The 15,151-nt window shown below is 62.4% G+C and carries 15 protein-coding genes and 3 tRNA genes; 8 read left to right on the top strand and 10 right to left on the bottom strand.

The annotated features are described in order from the left end of the window. Positions 1-7 precede the first annotated feature (7 nt). The 8 genes from WIR04_RS07735 (at position 8) to WIR04_RS07700 (ending at position 6,918) form a co-directional block, all read left to right on the top strand. Positions 8-421 carry a tail fiber assembly protein gene (locus WIR04_RS07735; protein ID WP_338891681.1) on the top strand — a complete coding sequence of 138 codons (414 nt, stop codon included), beginning with the start codon at positions 8-10 and terminating at the stop codon, positions 419-421. Between the two features lie 212 nt (positions 422-633). Beyond that, on the top strand, positions 634-1,806 hold the full coding sequence (locus tag WIR04_RS07730; protein ID WP_338892496.1) for a phage tail sheath protein: 1,173 nt from the start codon (positions 634-636) through the stop codon (positions 1,804-1,806). Between the two features lie 9 nt (positions 1,807-1,815). Further along, positions 1,816-2,334: a phage major tail tube protein gene (locus tag WIR04_RS07725; protein WP_338891679.1), complete on the top strand. Its 519-nt coding sequence runs from the start codon at positions 1,816-1,818 to the stop codon at positions 2,332-2,334. A gap of 63 nt (positions 2,335-2,397) precedes the next feature. Then, positions 2,398-2,682 (top strand): phage tail assembly protein, encoded by a 285-nt coding sequence (locus WIR04_RS07720; protein WP_041214902.1) that lies wholly within the window; start codon positions 2,398-2,400, stop codon positions 2,680-2,682. 8 nt (positions 2,683-2,690) lie between these two features. Next, complete coding sequence (locus tag WIR04_RS07715) at positions 2,691-2,822, top strand: GpE family phage tail protein (RefSeq protein ID WP_029306174.1); 132 nt, start codon at positions 2,691-2,693, stop codon at positions 2,820-2,822. Continuing rightward, entirely contained in the window at positions 2,819-5,254 is a 2,436-nt protein-coding gene (locus WIR04_RS07710) for a phage tail tape measure protein (protein ID WP_338891676.1), read from the top strand. The genes WIR04_RS07715 and WIR04_RS07710 overlap by 4 nt, the downstream gene beginning before the upstream one ends. Positions 5,255-5,266: 12 nt before the next feature. Continuing rightward, positions 5,267-5,758, top strand: a complete 492-nt coding sequence (locus WIR04_RS07705; protein ID WP_338891674.1) for a phage tail protein — start codon at positions 5,267-5,269, stop codon at positions 5,756-5,758. Beyond that, positions 5,758-6,918 (top strand): phage late control D family protein, encoded by a 1,161-nt coding sequence (locus WIR04_RS07700; protein ID WP_338891672.1) that lies wholly within the window; start codon positions 5,758-5,760, stop codon positions 6,916-6,918. Before WIR04_RS07705 ends, WIR04_RS07700 begins: the two co-directional genes overlap by 1 nt. A gap of 83 nt (positions 6,919-7,001) precedes the next feature. On the opposite strand, the gene WIR04_RS07695 is transcribed toward WIR04_RS07700, so the two are convergent. The 10 genes from WIR04_RS07695 to msbA all read right to left on the bottom strand — a co-directional run bounded on the left by WIR04_RS07695 (position 7,002) and on the right by msbA (position 15,084). Next, positions 7,002-7,088, bottom strand: a tRNA-Leu gene (locus tag WIR04_RS07695). A gap of 41 nt (positions 7,089-7,129) precedes the next feature. Further along, a tRNA-Cys gene (locus WIR04_RS07690) sits at positions 7,130-7,203 on the bottom strand. A 35-nt stretch (positions 7,204-7,238) separates the two neighbouring features. Beyond that, positions 7,239-7,314, bottom strand: a tRNA-Gly gene (locus tag WIR04_RS07685). Positions 7,315-7,494: 180 nt separating this feature from the next. Continuing rightward, the gene (gene pgsA / locus WIR04_RS07680) at positions 7,495-8,049 is read right to left on the bottom strand and encodes a CDP-diacylglycerol--glycerol-3-phosphate 3-phosphatidyltransferase (protein ID WP_025327475.1); all 555 of its coding nucleotides are present in this window, start codon (positions 8,047-8,049) and stop codon (positions 7,495-7,497) included. Positions 8,050-8,314: 265 nt separating this feature from the next. Then, positions 8,315-10,165, bottom strand: coding sequence for an excinuclease ABC subunit UvrC (uvrC, locus tag WIR04_RS07675; RefSeq protein ID WP_338891669.1), 1,851 nt, complete (start codon positions 10,163-10,165; stop codon positions 8,315-8,317). A 200-nt stretch (positions 10,166-10,365) separates the two neighbouring features. Continuing rightward, on the bottom strand, positions 10,366-11,010 hold the full coding sequence (uvrY, locus tag WIR04_RS07670) for a UvrY/SirA/GacA family response regulator transcription factor (RefSeq protein WP_025327477.1): 645 nt from the start codon (positions 11,008-11,010) through the stop codon (positions 10,366-10,368). 209 nt (positions 11,011-11,219) lie between these two features. Next, positions 11,220-11,969: a 3-deoxy-manno-octulosonate cytidylyltransferase gene (kdsB, locus tag WIR04_RS07665; RefSeq protein WP_338891666.1), complete on the bottom strand. Its 750-nt coding sequence runs from the start codon at positions 11,967-11,969 to the stop codon at positions 11,220-11,222. After that, positions 11,966-12,166, bottom strand: coding sequence for a Trm112 family protein (locus WIR04_RS07660; RefSeq protein WP_005331987.1), 201 nt, complete (start codon positions 12,164-12,166; stop codon positions 11,966-11,968). Before WIR04_RS07660 ends, kdsB begins: the two co-directional genes overlap by 4 nt. Before the next feature lie 153 nt (positions 12,167-12,319). Continuing rightward, positions 12,320-13,315, bottom strand: coding sequence for a tetraacyldisaccharide 4'-kinase (lpxK, locus tag WIR04_RS07655; RefSeq protein ID WP_338891664.1), 996 nt, complete (start codon positions 13,313-13,315; stop codon positions 12,320-12,322). Continuing rightward, positions 13,315-15,084: a lipid A ABC transporter ATP-binding protein/permease MsbA gene (gene msbA / locus WIR04_RS07650; protein WP_025327480.1), complete on the bottom strand. Its 1,770-nt coding sequence runs from the start codon at positions 15,082-15,084 to the stop codon at positions 13,315-13,317. The genes lpxK and msbA overlap by 1 nt, the downstream gene beginning before the upstream one ends. Positions 15,085-15,151 lie beyond the last annotated feature (67 nt).

Raw genomic sequence — 15,151 nt, 5'->3', positions numbered from 1 at the left:
AGGCTTCATGTACAAATACGATCCCGAATCAAAAGGGTTCTACCTGACGGCAATTCATGGCGACAACATTCCCCATACCGCGGTCACTCTCAGACCGGGGGACTATGAGCGGCTGGTCAACGGCCAGAGTGACCAACACGAAGTCGCCATGGTAGATGGTTACCCGGTTCTGCAAGAACGCCCTGCCCCGCCCGCGAAGCAGACGGCAGAACTGATGCTGGCCCAGCTCGACTACGCCGCCGCCGGCGAAATTGAACGCCTCCGCCCTGCCGTGGATGGAGGTTATGCCAAGGCGGTTGATATCGAGCTACTGGCGCAATGGCAGCGCTATCGCTACGAGCTGCCGGATGTGCGCAGCCAGCCGGGCTGGCCTGAGCAACCCGCCTGGCCGCTGCGCCCAGGCGATCCCGCCACCGAATAACCATTGAGTCAGACCACCACCCCGCCCTGTGCGGGGTGTTTCGTTACTGCTGCCGTCCGTCACCTTGTCACCGCCTCGCCAGTGTGTACGGCCCTCACACACTGGCCGCCGCTCGCCTGTCATCCCCTGCCCCTGCATCCTGACCCTGCTCGCATCACATGCATTACCTACGCAAAGAATGCTCCGTCCGGACAACAGGAGAACCTATGGCACTGGACCAATTTCACCACGGCGTGCGCGTCGTGGAAGTCAACGAGGGCACGCGCACCATCCGCACCGTCGCCACGGCGGTGATCGGCATCATCTGCACCGGCAGCGATGCGGATGCCGCTTACTTCCCCCTCAACAAACCCGTGCTGATTGCCAACCTGCCGGCGGCCATCGCCAAGGCGGGCAGCACCGGCAACCTCAAACGCTCGCTGCAAACCATCTATGACACCGTCAACACCATCGTAATCGCCGTGCGCGTGGCCGATGGCGCCGACGCCGCCGAGCTGACCAGCAACATCATCGGCACCATACTACCGGATGGCAGCTATACCGGCCTCAAGGCGCTGGAGCGGGCCGCTCCGGCCACCGGCGTCAAGCCCCGCATCCTCTGCGTGCCGGACAACTGCACCCTGCCCATCGCCACCGCCCTGGCGGGCGTAGCCAAGAAGCTGCGCGCCTTCGCCTATGTGCCGACCATTGCCGACACCGTCGAGGCGGCACTCGCCTACCGCGAGAACTTCTCCAGCCGCGAACTGATGCCGATCCACGGCGACTGGACCGCATGGGACACCACCGCCAATGCCAGTATCAAACTGGATGCCTGCCTCAAGGCTGCCGCCATGCGGGCATTCATCGACAAAGAAATCGGGTGGCACAAGACCCTGTCGAACGTCGGCGTGACCGGGGTCGACGGCATGACCAAGGCCCTGTTCTGGGATCTGCAAGACCCCGATACCGAGGTCGGCCTGCTCAACGCCAACGAGATCACCGCCCTCATCCGGGCGGACGGCTTCCGCTACTGGGGCAACCGCACCTGTTCCGATGATCCCCTGTTCCAGTTCGAGAACTACACCCGCACCGCCCAGATCCTGGCCGACACCATGGCCGAGGCGCACATGTGGGCCAACGACAAGCCGCTCACCCCCACCCTGGTGAAAGACATCATCGAGGGCATCAAGGCCAAGGGTCGCGAACTGGTGGCGGGCAGTTACCTGCTCGGCTTTGACTGCTGGTACAACGAGGAGCTCAACGACAAAGACACCCTCAAGGCAGGCAAGCTGCGCATCGATTACAACTACACCCCGGTGCCGCCGCTCGAAGACCTCGGCTTCATCCAGCGCATCACCGATACCTACCTCATCGACTTCGGCGCCCGCGTCGCGGCCGCAGCATAAGGAGCCACCATGGCACTGCCGAAAAAAGTCAAACAGCTCAACATCTTCACAGATGGCACCAACTGGATTGGCGAAGCGGAAGATTTCACCTTTGCCAAGCTCTCCCGCAAGTTCGAGGCCTATCGCGGCGGCGGCATGGGCGGCGCCGTCAACATCGATATGGGTCTCGATGACAGCGCCCTCGATACCTCCTTCACCATGGGCGGCTACAGCGCCGAGATCCTGGGCAAGATGGGCAATGGCAAGATCGACGGTATCGCCCTTCGCTTTGCCGGTTCCATCCAGCGGGATGATGTCGTCGGTGTGCAGGCCGTAGAAGTGTTCACCCGAGGTCGTTTCAAAGAGATCGACTGGGGCACTGCCAAGGTCGGCGATAACAGCCAGGCCAAAGTCAGCATGGTCAACACCTACTACAAAGTGACCATTGACGGGGCCGTCATCCACGAAATCGACCTGCTCAACATGATCGAGATCGGCCCCGATGGCGTCGACCGCATGGCCGAACACCGCAAGGCCATCGGCCTCTAACCCACCCAACAACCCAACGGGCGGCCCACAGCCGCCCTCACCACATATCTAGGAACCAATACCATGGAAAACAAGACCGTTACCCTCGACCAAGTCATCCAGCGCGGCGATACCACCATCACCGAGGTTCAACTGCGCAAGCCCAAGGCGGGCGAAATGCGCGGCCTCAATATGACCGATGTGGTGCAGATGGACGTCAACGCCCTCACCAAACTGCTGCCCCGCATCACAACCCCCATGTTGACCGAGGTCGAGATCGGCAACATGGATCCGGCCGACCTGATGCAACTGGGCAGCGAGGTAAGCGCTTTTTTGGTACCGAAGAGAATGGCCTACCTCATTGCGTAGACGAGGTGATGGCCGATCTGGCCATCATCGCCCACTGGCCGCCGTCCGAGATGGCGGCCATGGAGATCAGCGAGCTGATGGGCTGGCACCAAAACCTCGTTGAGACCCACAACCGCATCAACGGGGCAACAGAGCAATGAACCCTCTCAAACTTCAAATCCTGCTCGGGGCGGTCGACAAGTTGACCGCCCCCCTCAAGGCAGCCAGCGGCCAGAGCCGCATCACCGCCAAAGACCTGGTCGAGACGAAAAAACGCATCAAGGAGCTGGAAACCCAGAGCGGCCAGATTGACGGCTATCGCACCCTGGGCCAACAGATTGGCGCCACCCGCGCCCAACTCACAGCAGCCCAGCGCGATGCCCAGCAGATGGCCCAGCAGTTTGCCAAGGTCGAGCAACCGACCAAGGCCATGACCCGCGCCATGGAGCAGGCCAAACAGAAGGTGCGCGACCTCTCCCAACAGGAGCGGGAAATGGTCGCCCGTCACGGCAACCTGAAACGGGCCCTGGGCGAGGCAGGCATCAACACCAAGCAGCTCGGCGAACACCAGCGCCGCCTCAAGACCGATCTGGCTTCCGCCAATACCCAGCTCGACCAGCAGCGCGCCAAGCTGGGCCAACTGGCCGACCAGCAAAAACGCCTCAACCAGGTCAAGGCCAGCTATGACAAGACCATGTCCATGCGCGGCACCATGGCGGGCTATGGCGCCGCAGGCATGGCAACCGGTGCCGCGGCTATCTACAAGGGCACCAACATCGCCAGCAAGGCCATAGGCTTTGATGTCGATATGTCCAAGGTGCAGGCGATCACCCGGCTGGACAAAGGCAGCGGCGAACTGGCCGCCTTGCGGGCTCAGGCGCGGGAGCTCGGCGCCAATACCGCCTTCACGGCGGGCGAAGCGGCGCAGGGCCAGGGCTTCCTCGCCATGGCTGGCTTTACCCCCAAGGCGATCCGCGATGCCATGCCTGGGGTGCTCGACATAGCCAAAGCGGGCGGCGTCGAGATTGCCGCCGCAGCGGATATCGGCTCCAACATCCTGACCGGCTTCAAGCTGCCAGCAAATCAGATGAACCGGCTCGGGGATGTGATGGTCGGAACCTTCACCCGCGCCAACGTCGACCTGCAGATGCTGGGTGAAACCATGAAGTACGTGGGCCCGGTGGCGGCAGGCCTTGGCGTCGACCTTGAAACAGCCTCCGCCATGGCGGGCAAGCTGGGGGATGCTGGTATCCAGGGCAGCATGGGCGGTACCGCCATGCGGGCCATTCTCGGCCGCCTCGCGGCGCCCCCCAAGGCCGCACACGACGCGCTCGCCGCCCTGAACGTCAAGACCGCCGATGCGGCCGGTAACCTGCGCGCCCTGCCCGATATTCTCGACGAGCTCTACAAGAAGACCAGCAAGATGGGGGACACCACCCGCTCGGGCTACTTCAAGGCCATCGCCGGTGAGGAAGCCTTCGCCGCCCTGGCCGTACTGACCGAACAGGCGGGATCCGGCAAGCTGCAGGAGCTCATCGCCACCTTGAAGCAAACCCAGGGGGAAGCTGGCAAGGTCGCCAAGGTCATGGCTGATAACGCCATCGGTGACCTGGATAACCTCACCTCCGCGTGGGATGACGTGGGCATCCAGATGATGGAGACCGAGAACGGCCCGATGCGCGGGATCATCCAGCGCGTCACCGAGATTATCCAGGTCACCGGTAACTGGATGCGGGCCAACCCTGAACTCACCTCCACCCTTACCCGCATCGCGGCAGTGACAGCCGTGGCGGCGGCCGCCGGCGGTTCACTACTGCTGGTCGTGGCTGGCCTGCTGGGGCCGCTGGCGGCTATCAAGATGGGGATGTCGATGCTGCTGGTCTATGGGAGCCCCCTGCTGACCTTCATCAAGGCGCTGACCATGGGCATGGTCAGACTCGGCATTGCCATGCTCACCAACCCCATAGGCTGGTTCATCATGGGCATTGTGGCCATCGCCGCCGGGGCTTACCTGCTCTACAAGAACTGGGACGGCGTCGCCGCATGGTTCGGCGGATTGTGGGCGCAGTGCCAGGCCCCTGCGCTCGCCTTCTGGGAGCTCCTGAAAGAGCTCTTCTCATGGACGCCTATCGGCCTGCTCATCATGCACTGGGGCGAGATTTGGGCCTTCTTCGATACCCTGCCAGCCGGGGCGGCCAACAAGGGCAAGGCCATCATCGACGGCCTGATTGGTGGCATCACTGCGAAGTGGGAGAGCCTCAAAGCCAAGATAAAGGCCCTCACCGACCTGCTGCCGGACTGGACGAAAGGGGGTGGTTCGGTCACGGCCAACGTCAACCCGTCAGGCTACCTCACCGGAAACTACAACACCCCGGCAATGGCCGGTGGATCCGGCTACGGTCCGCGCATCGTGACGCCGCCGCGCCCAATCGCCAGAGGCAGCACCACCACCGAGATCAACGCCCCTATCCACATCGTCCAGCAACCCGGGCAATCCGGCGCGGATGTGGCGCAAGAGGTTCGCCGTGAACTGGACCGACGCGAACGGCAGGCCGCTGCCAATGGCCGCGCCTCCCTGACCGACCGCAATTAAGGAGCAACCACCATGATGATGACCCTGGGCTGGTTCGTGTTTATGCGCTCGACCGTGGCCCCCCTCTCACAACAAGACGAACGTGCATGGCGCCATCCGGGCAATAACCGGATTGGTGCTCGCCCGGCATACCAGTTTGTCGGCCCGGATGACGAAACCAGCACCCTGAGCGGGGTGCTGCTGCCCGAGGTGACCGGCGGCCCTGTCTCCCTCGACATGCTCAACCAGATGGGCGACAGCGGCCAAGCCTTCCCCTTGATCCAGGGCGATGGCGTCATGCGTGGGTCATTCGTGATAGAGGGTATCAGCACCACCCGCAGCGAGTTTTTCAGCGATGGCACCGCCCGCAAAATCGAGTTCACCATCAAGCTCAAGCGGGTAGATGACAACGACAGATCCCTTGGCCAGACCCTGCTGGGACGCACCGCGGGCAACCTCTTCGGCCGCCTGGGTCTGGGCAAGCTGGTCGGCAGTGTCGGCAACAAGCTCGGGGGGCTTCTCTGATGGGGGCATTCGACCAGTTCGGCACGCGATTGGCAGAGAATTTGGGGCTGACCAATCCGCTCGACGCCTTGCGCCAAGGCCACCCGGTACCGGCTTACCAGGTGCTGGTCGATGGCAAAGACATCTCGGCCACCATCAGGCCGCGCCTGATGTCGATGACCATCACCGACAACCGGGGCTTCACCGCCGACACCATCGAGCTCACCCTCGATGACAGCGACGGTCAGCTAGATATGCCACGCCGGGGCGCCACTCTGCGCGCCCTCATTGGTTGGCAAGGCCAGGCCCTGGTCGACAAGGGCACCTACAAGATCGACGAGGTGGAGCACGGCGGGGCCCCGGATGTGCTCACCATACGGGGCAAGTCAGCCGACCTGCGCGGCGGCATGAACAAACTGCGTGAGCAAAGTTGGCACCAGACCACAGTAAGCAGCATCGTCGATCAGGTCGCCGCCCGCTACCAGCTCACGCCCTGCGTGGGTGACTCACTCAAGGGCCAGCTGATCGACCACATCGACCAGGCCAACGAGAGCGATCTCGCCTTCCTCACCCGCCTGGCTGGTCAGTGCGATGGCATCGCCACCGTCAAGAATGGCCGCCTGCTGTTTATCAAAGCTGGCCAGGGCACCACCGCCAGCGGTCAGCCTCTACCAGCCATCACCATCACCCGCCAAGATGGCGATCAGCACCGCTTCTCAGTGGCTGACCGGGATGCCTACACCGGCGTGACCGCCTACTGGCAAGACAACAAGGAGGCGGAAAAGAAGAGAGTCGAGGTGAAGCGCAAGAAGAAGACCAAGCCATCGCCGGAACGGCCCTTGCCCCCGGGGGTCATGGTCAACAAGCAGGAGAACGAGCTGCTGGTCGGTAGCAGCGAGAACGTCAAAGAGCTGCGGCATGTCTATGCCAGCCAGGCAAATGCCATGCGGGCCGCCCGGGCTGAATGGGAGAAGCTGCAACGCGGCGTGGCCGAATTCCAGATCACCCTGGCGATGGGGCGCCCCGAACTCTACCCAGAGCAACCCACCACGGTCAGAGGGTTCAAGCCCCAGATTGACGAAGCCGACTGGCTGCTCACCCAGGTGGTGCACGACCTCACCAATCAGGGCTTCACCAACCGCCTTCAGCTGGAAGTGAAGCTGGCAGAGCTGCCGGGATAAATCTGTGTGGATCAAATGTGGACACTGAGGAAAAACAAAAAAGGCCACTATCGCTAGTGGCCTTCGTAAGTCTTTGATTTTAATGGTGCCCGAGGCCGGAATCGAACCGGCACGACGCGAACGTCGAGGGATTTTAAATCCCTTGTGTCTACCGATTTCACCACTCGGGCACCGCAATCGGTATCAAGTCCGCGCCGCGGGCTTGTCAATATGGAGGCACGTTCCGGAGTCGAACCGGACTAAACGGATTTGCAATCCGCTGCATAACCGCTTTGCTAACGCGCCATGCAAAAGAGAGTTTGCTCTCTATTGTCTGAATTTGGAGCGGGAAACGAGACTCGAACTCGCGACCCCGACCTTGGCAAGGTCGTGCTCTACCAACTGAGCTATTCCCGCATCGGTCTGGCTGACTGCCTGACTACGAGAACGCATTCTAGCGATGTTCCTCGCCCAGTCAACCAAAAACATTTAATACTCTGATCGTTCGGGCATTTTTTGCCCTTTCCCACACTTTTGCCACTCATGGCCGTTTCTCTGCCCCAACGGCAAGGAAACGGCCATTTGCCCATAGGCGGACTAGAAGCGGGAGTGGTAGGTCAGATCGCCCCAGGCGGCCTTCATGTACTGGAACATGGACCAGAAGGTGAGCACTGTGGCGACATAGAGCAGCACGTAGGCGAGCCACACCATCCAGATGTCGTATTGCCAGATGAGGCCGGTGAGCGACACCATCTGGATCATGGTCTTCCACTTGCCAATCCAGCTGACCGCCACCGAGGAGCGCTTGCCGAGCTCCGCCATCCATTCCCGCAGAGCGGAGATGATGATCTCGCGGCCAATCATGGTCATGGCCGGTATGGTGACCCAGATGGTGTTGTAGTGTTCGACGATGACCACCAGGGCGGCCGCCACCATGATCTTGTCGGCAACGGGATCGAGGAAGGCGCCGAAGGCGGTGGACTGGTTCAGCTTGCGGGCAAGATAGCCATCAAACCAGTCGGTCGCGGCCGCCAGGATGAAGACAAGCGCAGCCGCCATGTAGGACCACTGATAGGGAAGGTAGAACAGGATGACGAAGACGGGGATGAGCAAAATCCGAAAAAACGTCAGCAGGTTAGGAATATTTGTCATTATTTTCAGCCACTTCTTGTATGCCGCTACATGGTAGCCCCAAGCCGATCACCGTTGCAACCGGACAGGCGCCCGCCTTGGTCTATGAATCCATCAATAACCTCAGGATGCATGCCATTATGGCATTTGCGGGCCCCCTGCGTCACGGCTCTTGTGCTGCCGGGGCCGGTTTGCGGGATCCACATCAAATGCCACCCACTCAGGGTGGCCCGGGTCAGCCCCCCTCTGGGTATCGCCTCCCCTGGACGACAATCTTTATCCCGGGTCAGAGCGAGTGCAGGGCGTCGTGAATGGATTGAGCCAGCTCCTGGCTGATGCCGGGCACCTTGGCGAGCTCGTCCACCCCCGCCTTCTTCACCTCCTGCAGGCCGCCCAGGTATTTGAGCAGTGCCTGCCGCCGTTTTGGCCCCACCCCCGGAATGTCCTCCAGGGTACTGGTGGTACGGGCCTTGGCACGGCGTGCCCTGTGGCCTGTGATGGCAAAACGGTGAGATTCGTCGCGAATGTGCTGAATAAGGTGCAAAGCGGGCATATCTGCCGGCAAGTGCAGCTCTTCGTGGCTATCTCCCAGGATCAGGGTCTCCAGCCCGGCCTTGCGGGTTACCCCCTTGGCAATGCCCACCAGCAGCGGGTATTTGCCGCCGAGAAACTCCAGCTGGCGAGCCAGGATCTCCTCGGCACGGCGCAGCTGACCGAGGCCACCGTCGATGAAGAGCACGTCAGGCACCTTGTCCGGCTCCTGCTGCTTGCCAAAGCGCCGCTCCAGCGCCTGCTCCATGGCGGCGTAGTCATCACCCCCCGTGATGCCGTCGATATTGAAGCGGCGATATTCCGATGAGAGCGGCCCCTCCCGGTTGAACACCACGCAGGAGGCCACGGTGCGCTCCCCCATGGTGTGGGAGATGTCGAAGCACTCCATGCGGGCGATGGGGGTCTCGAGCTCCAGCAGCTCCTCCAGCTGATCGTAGCGGGCGGTGATGGTGCTCTTGTGGGCCAGGCGCGAACGCAGCGCCGTCTGGGCGTTGATGGAGGCGAGCTTGATAAAGCGCGCTCGTTCACTCCGAGTGCGACTCACCACCCGCACCTTGTAACCGGCGGTCTGGCTCAGGGTCTCGGCGATGACGCTCTCGTCCTCGAGGGCCACGTCCAGCAGCACCTCGCTCGGGATCTGTCTGCCCCCCTGCCCCGACAGGTAGAACTGCAGCAGGAAGGATTGCACCACCTCGTCGAGGGGGGTATCGGCCGGCACTTTCGGGAAGTAGCTGCGCGAGCCGAGCACCTTGCCCTGACGGATGAAGAGCACGTGGATGCAGGCCGCCCCCTGATCGAAGGCCACCCCCACCACGTCCAGCTCGTCCAGCACGTTGCCACTCACCGACTGCTGCTCGGTGACCCGGCGCAGGGCCTGGATCTGATCCCGGTAGCGGGCCGCCTCCTCGAAGCGCAGATCGCCACTGGCGGACTCCATCTTGCCCACCAGCTCTCCTATCACCTGCTGGTTCTTGCCCGCCAGGAACAGCTTGGCCAGCTCCACCTGCTGGGCATACTCGGCCTCGCTCACCAGACCGGCGACACAAGGACCGGCGCAGCGCTTGAGCTGATAGAGCAGGCAGGGACGGCTGCGGTTGGCATAGACAGCATCCTCGCACTGACGCACCGGGAAGATCTTCTGCATCAGGTGCAGGCTCTCGCGCACGGCGCCGCCGGAGGGGTATGGGCCGAAGTACTCCCCCTTCACCTTGCGGGCACCGCGATGCACGCCGATGCGGGGATGCTGGTGCGCCGTGATGATGATCCAGGGGTAGGACTTGTCATCCCGCAGCAGCACGTTGTAGCGCGGCTGGTACTGCTTGATGAAGTTGTGCTCGAGGATCAGCGCCTCTGTCTCTGTGTGGGTGACAGTGACCTGGATGTCGGCTATCTGGCGCACCAGGGTGCGGGTCTTGATGCTGTCGACGTTGGTCCGGAAATAGGAGGCGAGCCGCTTCTTCAGATCCTTGGCCTTGCCCACGTAGATAACGGTGCCGCCGCCATCATACATGCGGTAGACGCCGCTCTGGTTAGTCACAGTGCAGAGGAAGGCTTTGCTGTCGAAGAGAGGTTCAGAGGTCGTCATGCGGGCTCCAGCGGCAGAGATCCATATGGCAGGGGACGGCGCTTGGCGACGCCTGGCTGTCGAAGAGAGGTTCGGGAGAGGGGATCATCGGCGACTCGACTCAACACTAAGGGCGAAAACGGACCAAGAGAGCATACTGCGCCGGGCCAGCGAAAAGCAAAAAGGCGGCACTCGCCGCCTTGAATGGGCACAGGCATCCCTTACAGGGTGTCGGCATCCAGCATGCCATAGCGAATGGCCAGGTGGGTCAGCTCCACGTCGCCATTGATCCCCAGCTTGCTGAACAGGCGGTAGCGGTAGCTGTTGACCGTCTTCGGGCTCAGGTTGAGCTGTTCCGAGATGTCGGTCACCTTCTGCCCCTTGGTGATCATCATCATGATCTGCAGCTCGCGCTCGGAGAGGGACTTGAAGGGATTCTCGTCCGCCGAGGCAAACTGGCTCAGGGCCATCTGCTGGGCGATCTCGGGGGAGATGTAACGCTGGCCGGAGTGCACCAGGCGAATGGCGTGGATCATCTCATCCGGCGCGGCCCCCTTGGTGAGGTATCCGGCGGCGCCCGCCTGCATCACTTTGGTGGGGAACGGATTCTCGGAATGAATGGTCAGCACTATGATGCGCACATCGGGGCGCAGCCGCAGGATCTTGCGGGTCGCTTCCAGACCGCCGATGCCCGGCATGTTCATGTCCATCAGGATCACGTCGGGGTGATGTTGCCGACAGAAGGCCACGGCGGTTTCCCCGCTCTGTGCCTCGCCCACCACCTTGATCCCGCGGACATCTTCCAAAATGCGTCTTATCCCTGTACGCACCAACTCATGATCATCGACCAGGAATACATTAATCACCCAAACACCCCGTTTTTATCTCGTTATATGCCAGTTAGGGTTAACACGGCGTCTTGCATCATAACCAAACTCGATGATTTGGCAAACCATGGCCGGGAAAAGTTTGAAAGTGCCCGTAAAAACCGTTTTAAATCAAATTATTATATAAAGAATCAACGAAAAAACGGCGCCTGAAGGCGCCGTGTCGATTAACTTTCGTGCCGCCAGCCTCAGTTGGCCAGCAGCGCACGCACCTTGTCCAGGTCCTGCTGGGTATCCACCCCCACCGGGGGGGCCTCCAGGGCCTGGGCCACGTGGATCTTCTCCCCGTACCAGAGCACCCGCAGCTGCTCCAGCGCCTCTACCTGCTCGAGCGCGCTCGGCGCCCAGTCCACGTAACGCTGGATGAAGCCGGCGCGATAGGCATAGATGCCGATGTGGCGCTGATAGTGGCTGCCAATCTGCTCCCGGCTCTTGGCAAAGCGGTCCCTGTCCCAGGGAATGCTGGCCCGGCTGAAGTAGAGGGCATAGCCATCCTTGTCCGTCACCACCTTGACCGCATTGGGGTTGAACGCCTCTTCGGCGTCCTGGATGGGCACCGACAGGGTGGCCATGGGGGCCGTGGCAGCGGCCAAATTGTCCGCCACCTGGCGGATGATGGCGGGCGGGATCAGGGGCTCATCCCCCTGTACGTTGACGATGATGGTGTCGGCGGCAAAGCCGTAGTGACGGCACACCTCGGCCAGACGCTCGGTGCCGGACTGGTGATCCTGCGATGTCATGCACACCTCGACGCCAGTGGTCTGCAGCGCCTGCTGCACCCGCTCGTCGTCGGTGGCGACTATCACCCGATCGGCGCCCGATTGCAGGGCCTTATCCACCACGTGCTGCACCATGGGCTTGCCATGGATGTCCGCCAGCGGCTTGCCCGGCAAGCGGGTCGAGGCGTAGCGGGCCGGAATGACGACGACGAAACTCATGGCTTCAGCTCTTCCAGGGGCAGATGACGCGCCCGGTTCTCCAGCAGGACGGGGATCCCCTCCTCCAGCGGATAGGCCAGTCTGTCGAAGCGGCAGATGAGCTCATGGGCGGCCTTGTCCGATTGCGGTTGATAGTGCAGCTTCCCCTTGCAAACCGGGCAGGCGATGATGTCGAGCAATTTGATATCCAGTGCCAAAACGAAACTCCTTCAACGATGTCGAGCAAGCGACGCTCTCGAGCGGGCTATGCTACCGAGCAGTTTAATGGTCCATCGCCGGAGCCGGAACCCGGCTCCTTGCAACGGCGCCGCACGGGCTATGATGCCGTGCAGGCGATGATCTTGTGCCATTCAATGTGCATGGTCAGGGTCGGACGCGTGCGGCGGGGTCAACCGCTGCAGCAGGGCGTCGAGCAGTGAGACGGGCAACTCGGCGCTCACCGGCAGATACCACCAGTGCGCCGGCGCGAAGGCCCGGCACTTGACCGCATCCTTCTCCGTCATCAGCAGGGGGCGCTCGCCAAAGCGGGCGAGCAGCTCATCCCGATCAAAGGCCTGATGATCCGCATAACCGACACTCTGTACCAGCTCATAACCGAGCCCGGTCAGGGTGGCAAAGAAACGGGGGGGATGGCCTATGCCCGCCAATGCATCCACAGGTCCGGCGAGGGGAGCCTCGAGGGGGGCATCGTCGCATACGCGGCGCGGCGCGGCCGCCACCAGCGCCATGGGGTATTCCCCCTGGGCCGGGGTCCCGCCGTTGCAGATGATGGCATCGACCCGCTTGAGGCGGGTCATGGGTTCCCGCAGCGGCCCCATGGGCAGCAGGCAGCCATTGCCGAAGCGCCGGGCCCCATCCACCACCACCAGCTCTATGTCCCGGGCCAGCGCGTAGTGCTGCAGGCCGTCGTCGGTGATGATGATGTCCACCTCGCCGCTCTGCTCCAGCAGACGCACCGCATCGGCGCGCTTGGGTGCCACCACCAGGGGGCAGCCGCAGCGCCGGGCAATGAGCACGGGCTCATCCCCCGCCTGGGCGGTGGTGCTGGCGGCATCCAGCCGATAGGGATAGTGCGGCGCCTTGCCACCGTAACCCCGACTGACCACACCGGGGCGCCAGCCACGGGCTTTCAGCTGTTCCACCAGCCAGACCACCACTGGCGTCTTGCCGTTGCCACCGACCGAGATGTTCCCGACCACGATGACAGGCAGGCCGGCGCGATAAGCCTTGAGCCAGCCTCGGCGGTAGGCGAAACGGCGCCCGCCGCTGATCAGGGCAAACAGCAGGGCCAAGGGGGCCAGCGCCCAGCGCCAGCCACTCTTGCCGTACCAGAGACGCTCCAGCATCAGCCCTTGTTACTCACGGCGACGTTGCCAAACTGAATGGCCCGCAACTGGGCATAGGTGCCCTGCTGGGCCATCAGGGCGTCATGGTTGCCGCGCTCGACGATATGACCCTCGTCGATCACCAGGATCTCGTCCGCCTTCTCTATGGTGGAGAGACGGTGGGCGATGACCAGGGAGGTGCGCGCCTTGCACAGCTCGTCGATGGCCGCCTGGATGTGGCGCTCGGATTCTGTATCCAGGGCCGAGGTGGCCTCGTCCAGCAGCAGCACGGGGGAGTCCCGCAACAGGGCGCGTGCGATGGCGATGCGCTGGCGCTGACCACCGGACAGGGAGGCGCCGTTCTCGCCGATGATGGTGTCATAGCCTTCCGGCATCTTGCGCACGAACTCGTCGGCATGGGCGATGCGGGCCGCATGCTGGATCTCTTCCCGGCTGTAGCGCTCTTCCGCCGCGTAGGCGATGTTGTTGGCCACGGTGTCGTTGAACAGGTGCACGTGCTGGGAGACCAGGGCGTACTGCTTGCGCAGCTCGCTTAAGCGATATTCACGGATGTTGACGCCATCCAGCAGGATCTCCCCCTGCTCTATGTCATAGAAGCGGGTCAAGAGGCTGGCGATGGTGCTCTTGCCGGAGCCGGAACGACCCACCAGGGCCACGGACTTGCCCGCCTCCACCTTGAAGCTGATGTTGTGCAGCGCCGGGGTCTCCTTGGTCGGGTAGGTGAAGGTGACGTTGCGAAACTCTATCTCGCCACGGGCCCGCTCCAGGGTGCGGGTGCCGGTGTCCTGCTCCGGGGTGGAGTCCAGCAGACCGAACAGGCTCTGGCAGGCGGTGATGCCGCGCTGGAACTGGTTGTTCACGTCGGTCAGACTTTTCAGCGGCTTGAGCAGCATCATCATGGAGGTGACCATGACGGTGAAGGTGCCCGCGGTCAGGGTCGCCTTGACCGAGTCTATGGTCGCCACGTAGAGGAAGACCGCCAGGGCGACCGAGGCCACCATCTGGACTATGGGGCTGCCGATGGCGTCGGCAGCCACCATCTTCATGGTCTGCTGGCGCATCCGGTTGCTGACGGTGAAGAAGCGCTTGTCCTCCACCTGCTGGCCACCGAACATCAGCACCTCTTTATGACCCTTGAGCATCTGCTCGGTGGAGGTGGTGATGTCACCCACCGCCTGCTGGATGTGACGGCTGATCTTGCGAAAACGACGGCTGATGAGACCGATGAGCACACCCACCACTGGGCCGACCACCAGGAAGATCACCGACAGCTGCCAGGAGTGCCAGAACATCAGGCCGAGCAGGCCGATGACGGTCGCCCCTTCCCGCACCAGGGAGACCAGGGTCGAGCTCGCGGCAGAGGAGACCTGACCGGCGTCATAGGTCACCTTGGAGAGCAGGTTGCCGGTATTCTGGCGGTCGAAGAAGCTCATGGGCATGGCCATCAGGTGGCTGAACACCTGCTGCTGCAGCCGCATCACCACATGGTTGCCGACCCAGGCCATGCAATAGTTGGAGAGGAAGGCGGCGCAGCCGCGCAGGGCGACGATGCCGAGCACGAAGAAGGGCATCCACTTGAGCACGCTGCTGTCGTTGCCGTTGAGGCCCTGATCGATGAGCGGCTTGATGGAGTAGACGAAGGTGGTATCCACGGCCGCATAACCCAGCATGCCGATGATGCCGCCCACCAGCCCCAGTTTGCGATCCCGGACATAACCGAGCAGGCGTTTGAAGACGGGCCAGCTCTCTTGTGAGGTTTCTTGTTGCATGAATAGCCGTTAATAAGGGAAATGACGGGGTATTCTAGCCAAAGCGCGGGATTACACCAAGCGTTGC

This window comes from Aeromonas rivipollensis (assembly GCF_037811135.1).
Lineage (GTDB): Bacteria > Pseudomonadota > Gammaproteobacteria > Enterobacterales > Aeromonadaceae > Aeromonas > Aeromonas rivipollensis.
Note: the sequence above shows the minus strand (reverse complement) of the source record. Positions and strands in the feature narration are given on the sequence as shown.

Coding starts and splice junctions, on each gene's coding strand:
- WIR04_RS07735 (WP_338891681.1), top strand. CDS start 8: ATGTACAAATACGATCCCGAATCAAAAGGGTTCTACCTGACGGCAATT.
- WIR04_RS07725 (WP_338891679.1), top strand. CDS start 1,816: ATGGCACTGCCGAAAAAAGTCAAACAGCTCAACATCTTCACAGATGGC.
- WIR04_RS07720 (WP_041214902.1), top strand. CDS start 2,398: ATGGAAAACAAGACCGTTACCCTCGACCAAGTCATCCAGCGCGGCGAT.
- WIR04_RS07715 (WP_029306174.1), top strand. CDS start 2,691: ATGGCCGATCTGGCCATCATCGCCCACTGGCCGCCGTCCGAGATGGCG.
- WIR04_RS07710 (WP_338891676.1), top strand. CDS start 2,819: ATGAACCCTCTCAAACTTCAAATCCTGCTCGGGGCGGTCGACAAGTTG.
- WIR04_RS07705 (WP_338891674.1), top strand. CDS start 5,267: ATGATGATGACCCTGGGCTGGTTCGTGTTTATGCGCTCGACCGTGGCC.
- WIR04_RS07700 (WP_338891672.1), top strand. CDS start 5,758: ATGGGGGCATTCGACCAGTTCGGCACGCGATTGGCAGAGAATTTGGGG.
- pgsA (WP_025327475.1), bottom strand. CDS start 8,049: ATGACAAATATTCCTAACCTGCTGACGTTTTTTCGGATTTTGCTCATC.
- uvrC (WP_338891669.1), bottom strand. CDS start 10,165: ATGACGACCTCTGAACCTCTCTTCGACAGCAAAGCCTTCCTCTGCACT.
- kdsB (WP_338891666.1), bottom strand. CDS start 11,969: ATGAGTTTCGTCGTCGTCATTCCGGCCCGCTACGCCTCGACCCGCTTG.
- lpxK (WP_338891664.1), bottom strand. CDS start 13,315: ATGCTGGAGCGTCTCTGGTACGGCAAGAGTGGCTGGCGCTGGGCGCTG.
- msbA (WP_025327480.1), bottom strand. CDS start 15,084: ATGCAACAAGAAACCTCACAAGAGAGCTGGCCCGTCTTCAAACGCCTG.